Genomic DNA, 18,729 nt, shown 5'->3' on the forward strand with positions numbered 1-18,729 from the left:
GCCCGCCCGAGGGGCGGACGACGGCGGGTCAGCCGACGCGCTCGAGCTCGCCGTCGCCGTCGTGCGCGGCCCGCGCGGGGGTGCCGAACGCCGAGCCCTGCTCGGCGTCGAGCGGCGTGTCCTTGCGGTTCTTGAGGCAGAACACGTAGACGAGCAGGGACGCGGAGATGCACACGGTCACGTAGGTGAAGAGCGTCTCGACCTGGCCGGCCTTCTGCAGGGCCGCCCCGATGAGAGGCACGGTCCCGCCGAAGAGCGAGTTGGCGATCGCGTAGCCGAGGCCCACGCCGAGGGCGCGGATCGAGGCGGGGAAGAGCTCGGCCTTCACGAGGGCGTTGATCGAGGTGTACCCGCCGACGATGACGAGGCCGCCCATCATGAGGAAGAAGGCCGCGACCGGGTCCTTCGTCCCGCCGAGAGTCGAGAGCAGCGGCCACGTGCAGAGCACGCCGAGGATGCCGAACCAGAGCAGGAGCGGCTTGCGGCCCACGCGGTCCGAGATGAGCCCGTACACGGGCTGGAGGCACATGAAGATCAGCAGGGCCCAGAAGTTGATCTGGCTCGTGGCCTCCTTGGGGATGCCCGAGGTGTCGTTCATGAACTTCAGGATGAAGTTCGTGTACGTGTAGAACGCCACGGTGCCGCCGAGGGTCACGCCGATGCACACGAGCAGGGCCTTCCAGTGGCGCGTGAGCAGCAGGCGCATGGTGCCGGGCTGGGCCTCGGACGAGGCCGCTCCCCCGGCCGAAGCGCCCTTCCGCGCAGCCGCGACCTGCTCCTCGGAGACGGTCTCCTCCATCGAGCGGCGCAGCCACAGGACGACGAGCGCCGCGACGCCGCCGAGGAGGAACGGGATGCGCCAGCCCCACGCGGTGAGCTCCTCCTTGGACAGGACCTGCTGGAGGATCACGAGGACGAGGAGCGCGAGCATCTGCCCGCCGATGAGCGTCACGTACTGGAAGCTCGAGAAGAACCCACGACGGCGTGCGGTCGCGGCCTCGGACATGTAGGTCGCGCTCGTGCCGTACTCGCCGCCCACGGAAAAGCCCTGGAGGAGGCGGACCGCGATGAGGGCCACGAGCGCGAGGATGCCGACCTGCTCGGTCGTGGGCAGGATCGCGATCGCGAACGAGCCCGCGCTCATGAGGCTCACGCTCAGCGTCAGCGCGGCCTTGCGGCCCTTGCGGTCGGCGTACCGGCCGAAGAACCACGAGCCGATGGGCCGCATGAGGAACGTGATGGCGAAGACGGCCATGGCCTCCATGCCGGCCTGGAGCTCGTCCTTGGAGCTGAAGAAGTGCGACTGGAAGTATGCCGCGAAGACCGTGTAGACGTACAGGTCGTACCACTCGACGAGGTTGCCCGCCGAGCCCTTGAGGATGTTGCCGACGGCGCGCCGCGTCTGCGCGGCCTCGCTCGTGGGCTGGGTCTGGGTGCTGGTCATGGCTTCGACGCTAGGGTGACGCGGGCCACAGCCCAAGGCGGCGGCCGGGATCCTAACTGTTTCTTAAATCTCACCCTCGGCGGGGAGAGTAGGCTCCTACGGACGCGGAAGGTCGCCACGCGGAAGTAAGGAACCCGAATGCGAGTGCTCATCGTCGAGGACGACGACGCGATGGCGTCGGCGCTGCTCGCGGCCGTCGGCTCGGCGGGCCTCGACGGCCACCGGGTGGCCCGCGGCTCCGACGCCCTCCTGGCCCACCGGGACTTCGACGTGGTCCTCCTCGACCTCGGCCTGCCGGACATGGACGGCCTCGAGGTCCTGCGCAAGCTGCGCCAGGTCACGCATTGCCCGATCCTCATCCTCACGGCGCGGGACGACGAGCGCAGCGTGGTCCTCGGCCTCCGCCAGGGCGCCGACGACTACCTCGTCAAGCCGGTCAAGCTCGTCGAGCTCCTCGCTCGCATCGAGGCCGTCGCCCGGCGCGTGGCCCGCGGCGGCGGGACCGTGGCGCACAGCCTCCGCGCGGGCCCGGTGAGCGTCGACCTCGACCGGCGGGAGGCCGCCGTCGACGGCCGCGCGCTGCACCTGACGGCGACCGAATTCGAGCTCCTCGCGCTCCTCGTGCGGCATGCGGGCTCGGTCGTCACCCGGGAGCAGATCCTGGACGCCCTCTGGGGGGACGCGTTCCTCACGACGTCCCGGTCCCTCGACGTCCACCTCTCCGGGCTCCGCTCGAAGCTCAGCCTTCCGGGGTTCATCGTCAACGTCCGCGGGGTCGGGTACCGGATCGAGACGGCCCCCCATGGGGTGCGGCCCGGGGAGGCAGGGCGGCCGTGAGGCTGAGGGTCCTCGGCATCCTGAGCGTCGTCACGGCGCTCATCGTCCTCGCGGTCGCGGCCTCGATCCTGGCCTCGGCGAGCCGCGAGCTCACCCAGGAGCTGCAGATCAACCGCGCCGCGGCCCTCGGGCGGTTCGCCCAGGTCGCCTACGACTCGACCCTCGACGGCGACTCGGCCCAGCTGCAGCGGGACATGGACCGCTACTCCTCGCTCTATGGCGAGGGCCTCGTCATCCGGTCCCCGACGGCGACTCTCACCTCGGGCGGCCTCAGCCCGGACCGGCCCGACATCGCGGAGGCCCTCGCCCGGGCGCGGCTCAACCTCGACGACACGGCGCTGTCCCCGCTCGCGCCCTTCGGCCCGGCGTCCGAGACGATGTCCCGGCCGTTCGGCACGGGCAGCCAGGTGCTCGGCGAGGCCGTGCTCGACGTCGACCTCGAGCCCGCGCGGGCGAGGCTGCGGGAGCGCTGGGCGTTCGTCGCGCTCGGCGCGGTCGCCGTGTGGGCGCTCCTGCTGCTCGGCGCGGGGCGCGTGACCGGCTGGGTCCTGCGGCCGGTGCACCGGCTCACCGAGGCCGTCGCGGAGCTGGGCTCGTCGGGCCGCGCGGCCCCGCTGCCGGAGGACGGCCCGCCCGAGCTCAGGGCGCTCAGCCGGGCCTTCACCTCGATGTCGCAGACCGTGGCCGAGAGCCTCGAGTCGCAGCGCCAGTTCATCGCGGACGCGGCGCACCAGCTGCGCAACCCCGTCGGTGCGCTCCGGCTGCGCACGGACCTCCTCGGGCTCGAGCTCGCCACCGAGGCGCAGCGGGAGGCCGCCGGCAGGGCGTCGGGCGAGCTCGACCGGGTCGAGTCCGTCCTCGCGGACCTCCTCCGCCTCGCCGCCGCCGAGCACCGGGCATCGGAACTCGCGGCGCCGGCGGAGGTGGGAGCCCCCGGCCCCCTCGACCCGTACCCGGTCCTCGCCGAGGCCGTCGAGCACGCCGGGCCCGAGGCGCGGCGGGTCGGCGTCGAGCTGCGCCTCGCCGGGCCTCCGCCGGAGCCCCTGCGGATCCGCTGCGACGAGGGCGACCTGGCCGAGATGGCCGGCGAGCTCATCGGCAACGCCCTCAAGTACGCGCCCGGTGCAAGGGTGACCGTGTCCGCCCGGGCCGGCGGCGGCATCGTCTCCGTCGAGGTGGCCGACGACGGCCCCGGCCTGAGCGCGGACGAGCGCTCCGCCGCGACCACGCGCTTCTGGCGGTCCCCGCGGCATCAGGGCATCCAGGGCACGGGGCTCGGCATGGCCATCGTGGAGCGGCTTGCGGGGGCGAACGGCGCCCGCCTCGACCTGGCGCCTGTCGAGCCGCATGGGCTCGTGGCACGGCTCGACTTCCCGGAGGCGGGTCCGGGGAAGGCCGCGCCCGGAGGTGCCGCGCCCCGAAAGGCCGCGCCCGGAGAGGCAGGGCCATGAGAGGCGCGCCCGTGATCGGCCGGCGCGCCCTGCTGCGCGGGGGCGCCGGCGCGGCCCTCGCCGGCCTCCTCGCGGGATGCACGCGGGCCCCGGAACCTGGGGCGGTCACGGTCGCCGGCGGCGAGCCAGGCGGCTTCTACCTCGAGTTCGCCTCCCTGCTCGCCGAGGCCCTGACCCGGCACGGCGTGGCCCAGACGGCAGGTGCGCTCGAGACCGGCGGCAGCCTCGACAACATGGACCGGCTCGCTGCCGGCGAGGCCACCCTCGCGATCACCCTCGCCGACGCCGCGGCGGAGCGCCTGGCCGGCCCCGCGCCGTCGTCCGCGCCCGGGCGGCTCGTCGCGCTCGGCAAGGTGTACGAGAACTACGTCCACTGCATCGTCCGGCGGAACGCGGGGATCTCCACCCTCGCCGACCTCGCGGGCCGCTCGGCCGCCGTCGGCGATCCCCGGGCGGGCACCTCGCTCACGGCGCGCCGGCTCATCGAGGCCTCGGGCATCCCGGAGGGGTCGCTGCGCGAGGAGCCGCTCGGCCTGAACCAGGGGCTCGCGGCCCTGCGCGACGGTGCCGTCGAGGCGCTCTTCTGGTCGGGAGGCGTCCCGACGGCCGCGATCGCCTCGGCAAGCAGGGAGCTGAGCCTGGCCCTCCTCGACCTGTCGCCGCTCATCGCGCCCACCCGGGCCCGCCACGGCGCCTTCTACGACCGCGTCCTGATCCCGGATGGCACCTACGCCGGCATCCCGGCGACCTGGACGGTCGGCGTCGCGAACCTGCTCCTGTGCCGTGAGGACCTCGACGCCGAGGTGGCCCGGCGGACGGTCGAGCTCCTGCTCACCCGGGCGGCCGAGCTCGTGCCCCGTTCGAGCCTCGGAGTCCAGTTCCTGAGCCCCGACACCCTCATCAACACCGCGGGCATCCCACTCCACCCGGGCGCCGAGGCCGCGTACAGGGCCTTCCACGGCTGAGCGTCTGCACCCGAATCCCCCCGGCCCGCAAGTGTTGGCTTGTGCCGGGTGCTGCGTCCGTTCACCCGGCAGAGGTCAACAATTGCGCGAGTTCCGGGCCCCTAGACTTCCGGCGTCGACGGCGTAAGGTGAAAAGGTGAGTCGTCTCACAGCACGCGTGTGGAGGTCACGATGAGCCTGTTCAAGAAGCGCAAGGACGCGGAGCCGGAGGCGAAAGCCGAGGCGGGCGCCGAGGCCGAGGAAGGTGCCGAGGCGCCAGCAAAGCCCAAGCGCGAGGTCCATGCCTTCCGGCAGATCCCTCCGTACGAGATGGACGAAGAGCTCGCCAGGCGCATCGCGATGCGCGCCTACGGCGACGACGACCACGACGGCGAGCCGGACATCCCGGCCGCGCAGTTCCCAGGCTGAGCCACTCCCGGCTGAGCGTTCAGCTCCCCGAGTGCGCCTCGAGGAACGAATAGACCTCCGTCTCGTCCACACCGGGGAAGGCCCCGGGTGGCATCGCCGCGAGCAGGTGCGAATGCGCCCGGGCTGAGGGCCACGCGTTGCCGGCCCAGTGCTCGCTCAGCTCGGCGGGCGGGCGCTTGCAGCAGTCCGGGTCCGGGCAGCGGGAGGTCGCACGCGCCGTCGTGTCTCGCCCGCGGAACCACTTCACGTGCTGATATGGCACGCCGATGCTGAGCGAGAACTCCCCGCTCGCGCTGCGCTCGGTGCGGGCGGTGCACCAGAAGGTCCCGTTCACCGTGTCGGTGTACTGGCTGTAGGCGCTGAACTTGTCCGGGACGTCGAACACGGCCCGGCTTGTCCAGGCCTTGCACGAGGGCTGGCCCTCGATCGCGCCGGTGTGGTCCATCGGGAAGTTGACGCCATCGTTCTCGTAGGCCTTGTAGATGATCCCGGACTGGTGCGTCTTCTGGAAGTGCGTCGTGATGCCCAGATGCTGGGTCGCGAGGTTCGTGAACCGGTGGGCGGCGGTCTCGTAGCTCACGGCGAACGCGTCGCGGATGTCCTCGACGGCGATCTCCTTGGCCGCCTTGGCCCGCTGCAGGAACTCGACCGTGGCCTGCTCGGGCAGCAGGAGCGCCGCGGCAAAGTAGTTGGTCGCGACACGCTGGGCGAGGAAATCCCCGTAGGAGCCCGGCGTCCCGTGGCCCAGGACGTAGTGCCCGAGCGCCTGGAGCAGCACCGAGCGGGGGTCGTGCTCGGAGCGCTGGTTGTGCGTGAGATAAATCCTGCGGTTCTTCAAATCGGTCACGGACCGGGTCGAGTGCGGCAGGTCGCCCACGTGGTGGAGCGTGAAGCCGAGGTGGCTCGCGATGTCGGAGATGACGTGCTGGCTCAGCGGCCCCGACGTATAGCCGACCTGCGCGAGGACCTTCTGCGCCTCGCCCTCGTACTCCGGGAAGTAGTTCCCGCGCTCGCGCATCATGCGGCGCAGCTCGCCGTTGGCCCGGCGGGCCTCCTCGGGGGTCGCAACCTGCTCGTTCATCTTCCGCTCGAGCTCGCGCAGGAGCCCGAGCTGGGACTCGAGCACGTCGAGCGGGAGCCGCGAGGAGACGCGGATCTTGGGCAGGTTGAGGTTCTCGTACAGGGGACTGCGCTGGTACCGCTCGAGCTCAATCTCGAGGGCAGCGCGCCGGCTCGGCGGCTCCGCGCCGAGGAGCGCGTCGACCCCGACGCCGAGGGCGCCCGCGAGCTGGTTCAGCAGGCTCAGCTTGGGCTCGCGCTTGCCGTTCTCGATGAGGCTCAGCTGGCTCGCCGCGGCGCCGACAGCGGCGCCGAGCTCGTCGAGGGTCAGGCCCGCGGCCTTGCGAAGGTGGCGCACGCGGCGCCCCAGGGCGATGACGTCGAGGTCGTTGGTCGTGGGTGCGGCAGCTGGGGCTGGCTGGGCCCAGGAGGCTTGACGAGGCATTTCTTGAGGATACGTGAAGATCTGCATTTCTTTCCAGCAATTTCTCCTGTTGCGGGGCTTGCAGAGGCGGAAAAGTTGTTCTCACGAAGAAGCCACTGGCACCCACGAGTCGAAGGAGACCCGCCATGACCGCAGCGTTCGAGGCCCCGAACCAGACCCCCGATCAGCAGGCGCAGGCCCTCGCCCTCGAGTGGTCCGCCGACCCGCGCTGGGACGGCATCACCCGCGACTACACCGCCGAGGACGTCGTCAAGCTGCGCGGCCGCGTCCCCGAGGAGCACACGCTCGCCCGCCGCGGCGCGGAGAAGCTGTGGACGGCCGTGACGGAGGGCCGCGCCGACGGCACGGGCTACATCAACGCGCTCGGCGCCCTCACCGGCAACCAGGCCGTCCAGCAGGTCAAGGCCGGCCTCAAGGCCATCTACCTCTCCGGCTGGCAGGTCGCCGCGGACGCGAACCTCTCGGGCAACACCTACCCGGACCAGTCGCTGTACCCCGCGAACTCCGTCCCCGCCGTCGTGCGCCGGATCAACAATGCGCTGCAGCGCGCGGACCAGATCGAGTTCTCCGAGGGGAAGCACTCGGTCGAGGACTGGCTCGTCCCGATCGTCGCCGACGCCGAGGCCGGCTTCGGCGGCCCGCTGAACGCCTACGAGCTCATGAAGTCGATGATCCAGGCCGGCGCCGCGGGCGTGCACTGGGAGGACCAGCTCGCCTCGGAGAAGAAGTGCGGCCATCTGGGCGGCAAGGTGCTCATCCCGACCCAGCAGCACATCCGCACCCTCAATGCTGCTCGGCTCGCCGCCGACGTCGCCGGCGTGCCGAGCGTCATCATCGCCCGCACCGACGCCGAGGCCGCGACCCTCATCACGACGGATGTGGACGAGCGGGACCGGGAGTTCATCACGGGCGAGCGGACGGCGGAGGGCTTCTACCGGGTCCGCAACGGCGTCGAGCCGTGCATCGCCCGTGCCAAGGCCTACGCCCCGTACTCCGACCTGATCTGGATGGAGACGGGGACCCCGGACCTCGAGCTCGCCAAGAAGTTCGCCGAGGCCGTCAAGGCCGAGTTCCCGGACCAGATGCTCGCCTACAACTGCTCGCCGTCGTTCAACTGGAAGAAGCACCTCGACGACGCGACGATCGCCAAGTTCCAGCGCGAGCTGGGCGCGATGGGCTTCAAGTTCCAGTTCATCACCCTCGCGGGCTTCCACGCCCTCAACTACTCGATGTTCGACCTCGCCCACGGCTACGCCCGGACCGGGATGAGCGCGTACGTCGACCTCCAGGAGCGCGAGTTCGCCTCCGAGGACCGCGGCTACACCGCAACCAAGCACCAGCGCGAAGTGGGCACCGGCTACTTCGATCTGGTCTCCACGGCGCTGAACCCGAACGCCAGCACCCTCGCCCTCGTGGGATCCACCGAAGAGGGCCAGTTCCACTAGCCGCTACGGCACAGCACAGTTTCGGCACAGGCCGACGACGGCGGTGGGCTGGCAGCGATTCCCAGCCCACCGCCGTGCACATCACCTTTGGAGACCCGCCATGAACAGCTTCACCGACAACTTCACGATTAATGGAGTGACCCTCACCGCGCAGCCGATGGCGCGTCAGAACGAGGTCCTCACCCCCGACGCCCTCGAGTTCATCGCCCGCCTGCACCGGGCCACTGCCGAGCGCCGCCAGGATCTCCTCGAGGCCCGGCACGCCCGGCGCGCCGAGATCGCCCGCGGCATCGACCCGCAGTTCCCCGCGGAGACCGCTCAGATCCGCAACGACCCGAACTGGCGCGTCGCCCCGCCAGCGCCCGGCCTCACGGACCGCCGGGTCGAGATCACGGGCCCGGTGGACCGGAAGATGACGATCAACGCCCTCAACTCCGGCGCGAAGGTCTGGCTGGCCGACATGGAGGACTCCCAGACCCCCTCGTGGCGCAACGTGGTCCGAGGGCAGATCAACCTGATCGACGCGCTCGAGGACCGGATCGACTTCACGGCTCCCGAGGGCAAGGAGTACAGGCTGCGCCCGTTCGAGGAGCGGCCCACGATTGTCGTGCGCCCGCGCGGCTGGCACCTGCCGGAGAAGAACATGCTCGTGGACGGCAAGCCGGTCGCGGGCGGGATCGTGGACTTCGGCCTGTTCTTCTTCCACAACGCCCAGCGGCTCCTCGCGCTCGGCCACGGCCCGTACTTCTACCTGCCGAAGATCGAGAACCGCTTCGAGGCCCGCCTCTGGAACGACATCTTCGTCCTCGCCCAGGACCTGCTCGGCATCCCGCAGGGCACGATCCGCGCGACGGTGCTCATCGAGACGATCACGGCCGCGTTCGAGATGGAGGAGATCCTCTACGAGCTGCGCGATCACGCCGCGGGCCTCAACGCCGGACGCTGGGACTACATCTTCTCGGTCATCAAAAACTTCCGCACCCGCGGGCCGCGCTTCGTGACCCCGGACCGCGGGCAGGTCACGATGACTCAGCCGTTCATGCGCGCCTACACCGAGCAGCTCGTGCGCGCCTGCCACCGCCGCGGCGCGATGGCGATCGGCGGGATGGCAGCGTTCGTGCCCAACCGCAGGGACCCGGAGGCCAACGCCATCGCCTTCGAGAAGGTCCGCGCCGACAAGCAGCGCGAGGCCGACGACGGCTTCGACGGCTCGTGGGTCGCGCATCCGGACCTCGTGCCGGTGGCGCGCGAGGTGTTCGACACCGTGCTCGGCGAGCGCCCCAACCAGCTCGACCGCCTCCGCGAGGACGTCGTGCCGGACGACCGCGCGCTCATCGACCTGAGCACGTGCGAGGGCACGATCACCGAGGCCGGCATCCGCAACAACATCGAGTTGGGCATCCGGTACATCGAGGCGTGGCTGCGCGGCTCGGGGGCCGTGGCGATCCACAACCTCATGGAGGACGCCGCCACAGCGGAGATCTCCCGCTCGCAGATCTGGCAGTGGGTCTATTCCCGGGCCATCACCGACCAGGGCGAGATCGTGACCCGCCACTGGGTCGAGGAGATCCTCGACGAGGAGTTCGCCAGGCTCGAGCGCTTCGACGGCGACCGCTTCCGCGACGCCCGCGAGCTCTTCGAGGAGTGCGCCCTCGGCTCCGAATTCCCGACCTTCCTCACGATGCCGGCCTACGCGCGCTACCTGTGCGAGACCGCCGGCAAGGAAGACGAGTTCGAGGCCGGCCTGCCCGAGCGGCAGTTCGCCGCGGCCTAGAGGCTCTCCCCGGACCCTGCACGCGCCAATCGCAACACGCACCCCGAAGGCCGGGGGCAGGGAGCCGGGGAGGAACGCTGAGGGGCTGCTCCCGCGTAGTGGTGCTGCGCGGGGGCGGCCCCTCAGCATGTGCGCGTCCGGCCCTGACGCGCGCTGCGCGCCGGCCGGGAATACTTCTCCCACCCGGAGAACTTGAAGCTTCCATGAACGTTGACATCTGGTCCGACATCGCCTGCCCCTGGTGCTTCATCGGCAAGCGCCGCTTCGAGAAGGCCCTCGCCGGGTTCCCGCACAAGGACCAGGTCACGGTCACGTGGCACAGCTACCAGCTCGACCCCTCCCTGCCCGAGCACTTCGACGGGACGGAGCTGGACTATCTCAGCCAGCGCAAGGGCCTGCCGGCCGAGCAGGTCCGGCAGATGTTCGACCACGTCACCCTGGTGGCTGCGGCAGAGGGCCTCGACTACGACTTCGGCAGGATCGTCGTCGCCAACTCCTCCGCGGGGCACGAGCTCATCCATGTCGCCAAGGCGCGCAGTCTCGAGGCCGCCGACGCCGTCAAGGAAGCCCTGCTCTCGGCCCACTTCGAGCACGGCGAGGACATCGGCTCCCGCGGGCTGCTCGTCCGCATCGGCACGGAGGCGGGCCTCGACGCCGAGGAAGTCACCGCGGCGCTCGAGTCCGGCCGGTACCGCGACGCCGTGCGCGCGGACATTGCCCAGGCCCGGGCCTACGGCATTCAGGGCGTGCCCTTCTTCGTGTTCGAGGGGAAGTACGGGATCTCGGGGGCGCAGTCTCCCGAGCTCTTCGCGCAGACGCTCGAGACCGCGTGGGCCGAGGCCAACCCGCTCGTCATGGTCGGCGCGGCGGGCATCGACGCGGCCGGCATCGATGCGGCACACGGCCGGGCGCACGACGGCGGCTCCGGACTCGGGCAGGCCTGCGGCCCCGAGGGCTGCTAACCGCCCGGATCGCCTCCCGCGGGAAGGCGCGGGCCGCGGGGAGACGTGCGGCTGCGTGGGGCCTTGCACGCGCGGGGCCGAGCCGATAGGAGTCGTGCATGAACCATCACGAGCACCCTGCGCCGGGCCCCACCCCGCGGCCCTCCGAGTTCTGGGACGGCTTCTACCGCGAGCGCGAGCAGGTCTGGAGCGGGAAGCCGAACGCTGCGCTTGTCCGCGAGATCAGCATGCTGGCCCCGGGGACGGCGATCGACCTGGGCTGCGGCGAGGGTGCCGACGCCATCTGGCTCGCCTCCCGCGGCTGGCGCGTGACCGGCGTGGATGTCTCGGCCGTGGCCCTGGGCCGCGCGGCGGCGCAGGCCGCCCGCGCGGGCGTGGCCGAGCGCGTGACGTGGCTCCACCGCGACCTTGCCGCGTGGGAGCCGGACCAGCAGTACAGCCTCGTCGCCGCGCTCTTCCTGCACTCCCCGGTCGAGCTGCCTCGCGAGCACATCCTCCTCGCCGCGACGCGGGCGGTGGCTCCCGGGGGCCTGCTCCTCGTCGTCGGGCACGGGGCCTTCCCGCCGTGGTCCCGACACCCCGCGCCGGAGGGAGGCCTGCCCTCGGCGCAGGAACTCGCGGCCTCCCTCGGGCTCCGACCCGCGGAGTGGGCCGTCGAGACAGGCAACACCGAGGGCCGAGTCGCGACGGGGCCCGAGGGTCAGACGGCCGTGATGACGGACACCGTGCTCAGGGCGCGACGGCGGGCCTGAGCCGTCCCCGTCTCCATCCGGCCGCCTCCCGGCGTGCCTCAGCCCGGCCGCCTCGACGCGGCGGGCCCGGTTGACCGGGATTCAGTGCGGCTTCTCGACGGCGAAGTCGCCGCCGGGAAACACGACGGACTCATGCCCGTCGTCGAACTTGACGAGATACGGCGGCTCGCCGTTCTCGCCCTTCACCTCGATGATCTGGCCATGGCGGTCCGCCGATCCGACGGTCCGACCGTGGATGACAATGCGGTCTCCTTGCACTGCGTTCACGCAGCATCACCTCCCTGCCCACGAGCGTACGCAGGCCGCCGCACCTCGTGAAGGGCCCGTCACGGCCCAGCTCACTCCCAGCGCAGGAGCGCGCTGACGCCGTGGCCTGCGTCGAGGTCGCCGTGCGGGACGAGGACCGTCTCCGCGTCCGTCAGCACCGCAGCGCGCAGGAGCGCCGCCGCGGGGCGGGCCTGGCCGAGGACCGGCGCGTTGAGGGTTTCGCCCTCGTGCAGGGCGATCCACGGCGGGGCCCCGAGCGCGAGCAGCGAGCGGTCCGCGACGCCGTCGGGGTCCATGAAGAGCGTGTCCACCCGCGCCTGCTGGAGCGCCGCGACGGTCTCGCCCCAGCCTCGGGCGCCGAGAGCGCCGTAGCCCTCGGCGGTCCGCTCGAGGGCCTTGGCCCGCCGCGAGGACGCCGCCTCCGCGACGAGCGAGCCGACTTCGCGCTCGAACCTCTCGCGGTCGGCGCCCGGCGCGGCCGAGTTCATGTCCACGGAGTGCAGGAGGCTGCGGGCCCGGTCGCCGAGGGCGTCGCGGATCTTCTCCTGCGCCCGCTCGTCGCCAGCCAGGACCACGAGGGCCACGCTGCCGTCCGCGCAGAGCGCGTCGACCTCGTGCGCGACGTCGGCTCCGTTGCGCCGCCAGATCTCCTCCGTCCGGTGCTGGTAGCGGCCCTGGGACCACCCGCCCGAGGGCACCTTGGTCAGGTTCTCCGTCGTGCCGTGCAGCTCGTGCACGTCGAGGGCGCCGCCCTCCGATGCACGGTGGCGGCGGATCTCGGCGTCCGCCCGCTCCGCCTCGACCACGAGGTAGACGAGGTCCCCGCCCAGGTGCTCGGCGAGCGGCAGGAGATCGGGGATGGGCCCGACGTCCACGACGGCCGCGCCGGGCGCACCGGGCAGGACCTCGTTGACCACGATCTCGCCCCCGCGGATGACGACGAAGCGCGAGACGGGGGCTGGCATACCCTTCGCTGCCCACGTGAGCCGCTCGGCCGCCGTCGTGCTTTCCTTGTCCGCGCCCGCCTCGGCGAGCGCCCGCGCGACACTGTCCCCGAGCACGTCCGTGGCCTCGAGGCTGTCTATCGTTCCCGTGCTCACGTCGGCGTAGATCGTGCACCACGGCCCATCCCCCCTGAGCAGGTCCGCATACTGTTCGAGCGCGCGCATGGTTCCTCCTTGATCGGCAGATCGTCAATGTTCGGTGCTTGCCCTGTGACCCGCCTGTTATGCGACTCAATCGCCTGTTACCCGATCGTGCCGGGCGTACGCTCCGAAAGGCGCGAGAGAATGCGCCGGCTGCCGAGCCGGCCGGGCTCAGCCGACGCCGACGGCGCTGCCGGCGAGCGCGGCCTCGATGCCCGCCGGGGAGAGGACGTGCTGGGACACGAGCTGGCTCGCGCCCATGACGGCGGCGCGCTCGCCGGCGCGGGAGAGGACAACGCGCAGGTTCGTCGTCGCGAGCGGGGGCGAGCGATGGTAGACGACCTCGCGCACGCCCGCCATGATGTGCTCCCCCGCGGCGGCCATCGAGCCGCCGATCACGATCACGCTGGGGTTGAGCAGGTTCACGCAGGTCGCAAGGACCTCGCCGATGTCCCGCCCGGCCTGGCGCAGGGCCTGGACGGCCGGGAGGCTGCCGCCGGCCGCGAGCGCGATCACCTCGGCGCCGCTCGCGACGGCGACCCCCTCCGCCGCGAGCGCCCGGGCCACGGCGGCGCCGGAGGCGATCGCCTCGAGGCACCCCGTGTTGCCGCACCGGCACACGACGCCTTCCCCCCTCGCCACGCGCACGTGGCCGAGGTCGCCGGCCGTCCCGTCCGCGCCGCGCTGGAGCTGGCCGCTCGAGATGATGCCCGAGCCGATGCCCGTGGCGACCTTGACGAAGAGAAGATCCTCGACGTCGGGCCAGAAGCCGGCCCGCTCCCCGAGGGCCATGATGTTCACGTCGTTGTCCACGAGGACCGGGACAGCGAACGCGGCCTGCACGAAGCCGACGACATCGAAGCCGTCCCAGCCGGGCATGATCGGGGGCTTGACCGGCCTGCCGGTCGCGTGCTCGACGGGGCCGGGCAGGCCGATCCCGATGCCGGCGAGGCGCTCGGGCGGGCATCCGGCCTCGGCCATCAGGCGCCCGCACGTGTCGACGACATGCCCGAGGACAGCCTCGGGCCCGTCCGAGACGGGCCACTGGGCGCGCTCTTCGGCCAGCACCGACCCGCCGAGGTCGGTGAGGGCCACGCGCACGTGGCTTGCGCCGACGTCTGCGGCGAGGATCGTGCGGGCCCGTGGGTGGAAGGCGAAGCGCGACGGCGGGCGGCCGCCGCTGGAGAGCGCCTCGCCGACGGAGACGACGAATCCGGAGTGCATGAGCAGGTCCACGCGGCCAGCGACCGTCGACCGGGCGAGCCCGGTCGTGCCGGCGAGCTCGGCCCGCGTCCAGGGCCGGCCGTCCCGCAGGAGCTGGAAGAGGTCTCCGGCGCGCGCGGCGAAGACCCTCTCCGCCGGGCTCTCCTCCGAGGGTCGTGCGGGGTCGTGCAGGGACATGGCTTCCAGTCTCCCACGCGGCACTTCTGATCGTCCAGAAGCGGCTTTTGCTTGTTCATCGACAAAAGTGCTCCTAGGCTGGAGACCAGCATCACAGCGGCGCGGGCCGCGCCAACCTGACGAAGGGACACCAGTGACCACCTATTCCGTCCAGCTCTACACCGTCCGTGACGCGATCGAGGCCGATCTGCCCGGAACGATCCGGCGCCTCGCCGAGATCGGCTTCACGCAGGTCGAGCCGTACGACTTCGCCGCCCACGCCGACGAGCTCGCCGCCACCCTCGCCGAGAACGGAGTCACCGCGCCCACGGGCCACGCCCCGCTGCTGTCCGCGGACCAGGACGAGATCTTCGCCGCAGCGAAGCGACTCGGCATCGCCACCGTGATTGACCCCTACCTCCCGGCCGAACACTGGCAGGACGCGGACACGATCCGCGACACCGCAGCCCGCCTCAATGCGGCGGCCAAGAAGGGCGCCGAGTACGGCATCCGCGTGGGCTACCACAACCACAACTGGGAGCTCGAGTCCAAGGTCGAGGGCACCACCGCGCTCGAATTCTTCGCGAGCCTGCTCGACCCAGAGCTCGTGCTCGAGGTCGACGCCTACTGGGTCGCCGTCGGCGGCGAGGACCCGATCGCGGTCATCGAGCGCCTCGGCGAGCGCGTCGTCGCGCTCCACCTCAAAGACGGGCCAGTGAACGGGGACCGGCTCGCCCAAGTCCCCGCGGGCCAGGGCGAGGTCGACGTATGGGGCGTCATCGCCGCCGCGAAGGCGCTCGAGGTCGGCGTCGTCGAGTTCGACGACTACGCCGGGGACATCTTCGAGGGCGTCGAAACCTCCCTGCGCTACCTCGAAGCCGGTGCCGGTGCTGCGCAGGAGGTCGCCAAGTGAACCGCGGCCCGGTCGGCGTTGCCGTCATCGGCGCTGGCAACATCAGCAAGCAGTACCTTGACAACCTCACGCGCTTCCCGGACCTCGCGGTGCACGTCATCGCGGACCTCTTCCCCGAGGCGGCCGCGGCGCGTGCGGCGGAGTACGGCATCGCCGAGCACGGCACTCCCGAGCTCGCCCTGTCCCACCCCGACGTCGAGATCATCGTCAACCTGACGATCCCCGCCGCCCACGTCGAGGTTGCCACCGCAGCCGTCCGCGCGGGGAAGCACGTCTGGAGCGAGAAGCCGTTCTCCCTCGACCGCGAGAGCGGGCTCGGGCTCCTGAAGGAAGCGGACGACGCCGGGCTGCGCCTCGGGTGCGCGCCGGACACTTTCCTCGGGGCGGGCCTCCAGACGGCCCGCCGCGTGATCGAGCGCGGTGACATCGGCGTCCCGCTCACGGCCCAGACCGTCTTCCAGACGCCCGGGCCGGAGTCGTGGCACCCAAACCCCTCATTCCTGTTCCAGCGCGGCGCGGGCCCCCTGTTCGACATGGGCCCCTATTACCTCACCGCCCTGGTCCAGACGTTCGGCAGCATCCGCCGGGTCGCGGCGCTCGGGTCCAAGGCCAAGGCCATTCGCGTCGTCGGCACCGGTCCCAAGGCCGGCGAGTCCTTCGAGGTCGAGGTTCCCACCCACGTGAGCGCCCTCGCCGAGTTCGAGGGCGGCGCCTCCTCGCACAGCATCTTCAGCTTCCAGTCACCCCGCATGCGCATGGGCTTCGTCGAGATCACCGGCACCGAGGCCACCCTCGCGCTGCCGGACCCGAACTACTTCGACGGTGAGCTCCAGATCTGCCGCACCGGCGAGACGGAGTGGACCTCGATCCCCGCCACAGGACCCGCGGACGGCCGCGGCATGGGCGTGCTCGACATGGCCCGCTCGATCCGCACTGGCGCCGCGCACCGAGCCACGGGGCAGCTCGCCTACCACGTCCTCGACGCGATGGTCTCGATCTCCGAGTCCGTCGACTCCGGCGCGTTCACCGACGTCGCGAGCAGCGCGCCGTCATCCGCCGCCCTCCCCGAGGACTGGGCGCCGACGGAGGCCACGCTGGACGGGGTCCGCGCGTGAGCGCCCCCGCGCGGCCCGCGCCGGGCCAGCCCACTCCCGCCCAGCCGCTCGGCGTCGCGGCCATCGGCTACGCCTTCATGGGCAAGGCGCATTCGCACGCGTGGCGGAACGTCTCCGCATTCTTCGACGTCCCGGCCGTCGAACAGCGGGTCCTCGTCGGCCGCCACGCGGACGAGGTGGCGGAGGCAGCGGCGAGGTACGGCTGGGCCGAGTCCGCCACGGACTGGCGCGAGGTGATCGCCCGGGACGACGTGCACATCGTGGACATCTGCGCCCCCGGCTGGCTGCACGCCGAGATCGCCGTCGCGGCGCTTGAGGCGGGCAAGCACGTGCTCGTCGAGAAGCCGCTCGCGAACACGATCGAGGAGTCGGAGCGCATGGTGGCCGCCGCGCGGGCTGCCCGGGAGCGCGGCGTCGTCTCGATGGTCGGGTTCAACTACCGCCGCGTCCCGGCGCTTGCCTACGCGCGCCAGCTCATCGCCGATGGCCGGCTCGGCACCGTCCGCGAGGTCCGCGCGTCCTACCTGCAGGACTGGCTCGCTGACGAGGCGGCGCCCATGACGTGGCGGCTGCGGAAGGAGACCGCCGGGTCCGGCGCGCTCGGGGACATCGCCTCGCACGCGATCGACCAGGTCCAGTTCCTCACCGGGGACACCGTCGCCGAGGCCTCGGGCCGACTGCACACCTTCGTGGGGCGGCGGCCGGGCCCGGACGGGACCGAGGCCGTGACGGTCGACGACGCCGCGTGGGCCACGCTCTCCCTCGCCTCCGGGGCGGTCGCCTCGGTCGAGGCGTCCCGCGTCGCCACCGGGCGGAAGAACTCGTTGCGGATCGAGGTCTACGGCTCAGCAGGCGCGCTCGCGTTCGACCTCGAGCGCCTCGGCGAGCTCGAGTTCCTCGACGCGACCGCGCCCGCAGAGGAGCGGGGCTTCCGCCGGATCGTCGTCACCGAGCCGGGCCACCCCTACGCTGGGGCGTGGTGGCCGCAGGGCCACATGATCGGCTGGGAGCACACCTTCACCCATCAGGCGCGCGACTTCCTGGCCGCGATCCGGGACGGCGAGGCCCCGAGCCCCTCCTTTGAGGAGGGGCTCCGGGTCCAGCGCGTCCTGGCAGCGATCGAGGAATCCGCGGCCGCCAAGTCCGCCGTCGTGGCCATCGCCGGCTGATCGCCGTCGAAACCCAAGGAGATCCCATGACCCGCCCCTTCACCCTGTTCACCGGCCAGTGGGCCGACCTCAAGCTCGAGGAGGTCGCGGAGCTCGCGGCCGGCTGGGGCTACGACGGCCTCGAGATCGCCGTCTCCGGCGAGCACCTCGATGCCTCCCGCTGGGATGACGACGCCTACCTCGCCGAGCGCCGCGGCATCCTCGCCCGCCACGGCCTCAAGCTCTGGACCATTTCGAACCACCTCAAGGGCCAGGCCGTGTGCGACGACCCGATCGACTTCCGCCACCAGGCGATCGTCGGCTCGGCCGTGTGGGGCGACGGCGACCCCGAGGGCGTGCGCCAGCGCGCCGCCGAGGACCTCAAGAACACGGCCCGCCTCGCCAAGGCCCTCGGCGTGAAGACCGTCGTTGGCTTCACGGGCTCGAGCGTCTGGCAGTACGTCGCGATGTTCCCGCCCGTCGGCTCCGACGTCATCGAGGCTGGCTTCCAGGACTTCGCCGACCGGTGGAACCCGATCCTGGACGTCTTCGACGAGTGCGGCGTGCGCTTCGCCCACGAGGTGCACCCCTCCGAGATCGCCTACGACTACTGGTCCACCCAGCGGGCGCTCGAGGCCATCGGACATCGCGAGGCGTTCGGCCTCAACTGGGACCCCTCGCACATGGTGTGGCAGGGCCTGGACCCGGTCGCGTTCATCACCGACTTCGCGGACCGGATCTACCACGTGGACTGCAAGGACACCCGGATGCGGATGGGCAACGGCCGCGCCGGGATCCTCTCGTCGCACCTGCCCTGGGGCGACCCGCACCGCGGCTGGGACTTCGTCTCGGCGGGCCGCGGCGACGTGCCGTGGGAGGACTGCTTCCGTGCCCTGACGGCGATCGGCTACGACGGCCCGATCTCGGTCGAGTGGGAGGATGCCGGCATGGACCGCCTCATCGGCGCCCCGGAGGCCCTCAAGACGCTCAGGAAGTTCGACTTCGCTCCGAGCCGCCAATCCTTCGACGCCGCCTTCAGCAACCAGTCCTGACCATTCCGGGTACGCATCTCGACGCCAATTCCCGCTTCCGGGTACGCATCCCCCATGCGTCAGGCTGTCGTGTGACACGTTGACGGCAGCTTGGCTGGGGCGCCGACCCGGAGGAGAGTCATGATCGAGGACCTGCCCGTGAGCCGTTTCAAGGGCTACCACTTCAC

17 protein-coding genes are annotated in these 18,729 nt (G+C 71.7%); 12 read left to right on the plus strand and 5 right to left on the minus strand.

Annotated elements, in window-relative coordinates; all coding sequences use genetic code 11:
* Positions 1 to 28 precede the first annotated feature (28 nt).
* Positions 29 to 1,444, minus strand: coding sequence for an MFS transporter (locus tag BV907_RS09030; protein WP_077489390.1), 1,416 nt, complete (start codon positions 1,442 to 1,444; stop codon positions 29 to 31).
* A gap of 138 nt (positions 1,445 to 1,582) precedes the next feature.
* On the opposite strand from BV907_RS09030, the gene BV907_RS09035 reads away from it, so the two are divergent.
* The 4 genes from BV907_RS09035 (at position 1,583) to BV907_RS18835 (ending at position 5,105) form a co-directional block, all read left to right on the plus strand.
* Complete coding sequence (locus BV907_RS09035) at positions 1,583 to 2,281, plus strand: response regulator transcription factor (RefSeq protein ID WP_077489391.1); 699 nt, start codon at positions 1,583 to 1,585, stop codon at positions 2,279 to 2,281.
* A complete protein-coding gene (locus BV907_RS09040; protein ID WP_077489392.1) occupies positions 2,278 to 3,732 on the plus strand; it encodes a sensor histidine kinase in 1,455 nt (484 codons plus the stop codon). Before BV907_RS09035 ends, BV907_RS09040 begins: the two co-directional genes overlap by 4 nt.
* Positions 3,729 to 4,697, plus strand: a complete 969-nt coding sequence (locus BV907_RS09045) for a TAXI family TRAP transporter solute-binding subunit (protein WP_077489393.1) — start codon at positions 3,729 to 3,731, stop codon at positions 4,695 to 4,697. The genes BV907_RS09040 and BV907_RS09045 overlap by 4 nt, the downstream gene beginning before the upstream one ends.
* A 171-nt stretch (positions 4,698 to 4,868) precedes the next feature.
* Entirely contained in the window at positions 4,869 to 5,105 is a 237-nt protein-coding gene (locus BV907_RS18835) for a hypothetical protein (protein ID WP_175637423.1), read from the plus strand.
* A 19-nt stretch (positions 5,106 to 5,124) separates the two neighbouring features.
* Here BV907_RS18835 and BV907_RS09055 read toward each other — a convergent pair whose 3' ends face one another.
* Entirely contained in the window at positions 5,125 to 6,636 is a 1,512-nt protein-coding gene (locus BV907_RS09055; RefSeq protein WP_077489395.1) for a helix-turn-helix transcriptional regulator, read from the minus strand.
* A gap of 98 nt (positions 6,637 to 6,734) precedes the next feature.
* Between BV907_RS09055 and aceA the strand changes: the two genes are divergently transcribed.
* From aceA to BV907_RS09075, 4 genes are all read left to right on the plus strand, one after another.
* Complete coding sequence (aceA, locus tag BV907_RS09060; RefSeq protein WP_077489396.1) at positions 6,735 to 8,054, plus strand: isocitrate lyase; 1,320 nt, start codon at positions 6,735 to 6,737, stop codon at positions 8,052 to 8,054.
* A 100-nt stretch (positions 8,055 to 8,154) separates the two neighbouring features.
* Positions 8,155 to 9,828 (plus strand): malate synthase A, encoded by a 1,674-nt coding sequence (aceB, locus tag BV907_RS09065; protein WP_077489397.1) that lies wholly within the window; start codon positions 8,155 to 8,157, stop codon positions 9,826 to 9,828.
* 203 nt (positions 9,829 to 10,031) lie between these two features.
* On the plus strand, positions 10,032 to 10,790 hold the full coding sequence (locus BV907_RS09070) for a DsbA family oxidoreductase (protein WP_077489398.1): 759 nt from the start codon (positions 10,032 to 10,034) through the stop codon (positions 10,788 to 10,790).
* Between the two features lie 98 nt (positions 10,791 to 10,888).
* Complete coding sequence (locus BV907_RS09075; protein WP_077489399.1) at positions 10,889 to 11,542, plus strand: class I SAM-dependent methyltransferase; 654 nt, start codon at positions 10,889 to 10,891, stop codon at positions 11,540 to 11,542.
* Between the two features lie 81 nt (positions 11,543 to 11,623).
* Here BV907_RS09075 and BV907_RS09080 read toward each other — a convergent pair whose 3' ends face one another.
* The 3 genes from BV907_RS09080 to BV907_RS09090 form a co-directional block, all read right to left on the minus strand.
* Entirely contained in the window at positions 11,624 to 11,809 is a 186-nt protein-coding gene (locus BV907_RS09080) for a DUF1918 domain-containing protein (RefSeq protein ID WP_077489400.1), read from the minus strand.
* A gap of 71 nt (positions 11,810 to 11,880) precedes the next feature.
* Positions 11,881 to 12,978 (minus strand): baeRF2 domain-containing protein, encoded by a 1,098-nt coding sequence (locus BV907_RS09085; protein WP_077489401.1) that lies wholly within the window; start codon positions 12,976 to 12,978, stop codon positions 11,881 to 11,883.
* A gap of 147 nt (positions 12,979 to 13,125) precedes the next feature.
* On the minus strand, positions 13,126 to 14,355 hold the full coding sequence (locus BV907_RS09090) for an ROK family transcriptional regulator (protein WP_077489402.1): 1,230 nt from the start codon (positions 14,353 to 14,355) through the stop codon (positions 13,126 to 13,128).
* 133 nt (positions 14,356 to 14,488) lie between these two features.
* Here BV907_RS09090 and BV907_RS09095 point away from each other — a divergent pair, with 133 nt between their 5' ends.
* Genes BV907_RS09095 through BV907_RS09110 form a run of 4 tightly spaced genes read left to right on the plus strand, consistent with a single transcriptional unit; the run spans position 14,489 to position 18,562 of the window.
* Complete coding sequence (locus tag BV907_RS09095; protein WP_245827873.1) at positions 14,489 to 15,247, plus strand: sugar phosphate isomerase/epimerase family protein; 759 nt, start codon at positions 14,489 to 14,491, stop codon at positions 15,245 to 15,247.
* Positions 15,244 to 16,362, plus strand: coding sequence for a Gfo/Idh/MocA family protein (locus BV907_RS09100; protein WP_245827874.1), 1,119 nt, complete (start codon positions 15,244 to 15,246; stop codon positions 16,360 to 16,362). Before BV907_RS09095 ends, BV907_RS09100 begins: the two co-directional genes overlap by 4 nt.
* Positions 16,359 to 17,531 (plus strand): Gfo/Idh/MocA family protein, encoded by a 1,173-nt coding sequence (locus BV907_RS09105; protein ID WP_077489405.1) that lies wholly within the window; start codon positions 16,359 to 16,361, stop codon positions 17,529 to 17,531. The genes BV907_RS09100 and BV907_RS09105 overlap by 4 nt, the downstream gene beginning before the upstream one ends.
* 26 nt (positions 17,532 to 17,557) lie before the next feature.
* Positions 17,558 to 18,562, plus strand: coding sequence for a sugar phosphate isomerase/epimerase family protein (locus tag BV907_RS09110; protein WP_077489406.1), 1,005 nt, complete (start codon positions 17,558 to 17,560; stop codon positions 18,560 to 18,562).
* Positions 18,563 to 18,729: the final 167 nt, after the last annotated feature.

The organism is Sinomonas mesophila (assembly GCF_001999765.1).
Taxonomy (GTDB): domain Bacteria; phylum Actinomycetota; class Actinomycetes; order Actinomycetales; family Micrococcaceae; genus Sinomonas; species Sinomonas mesophila.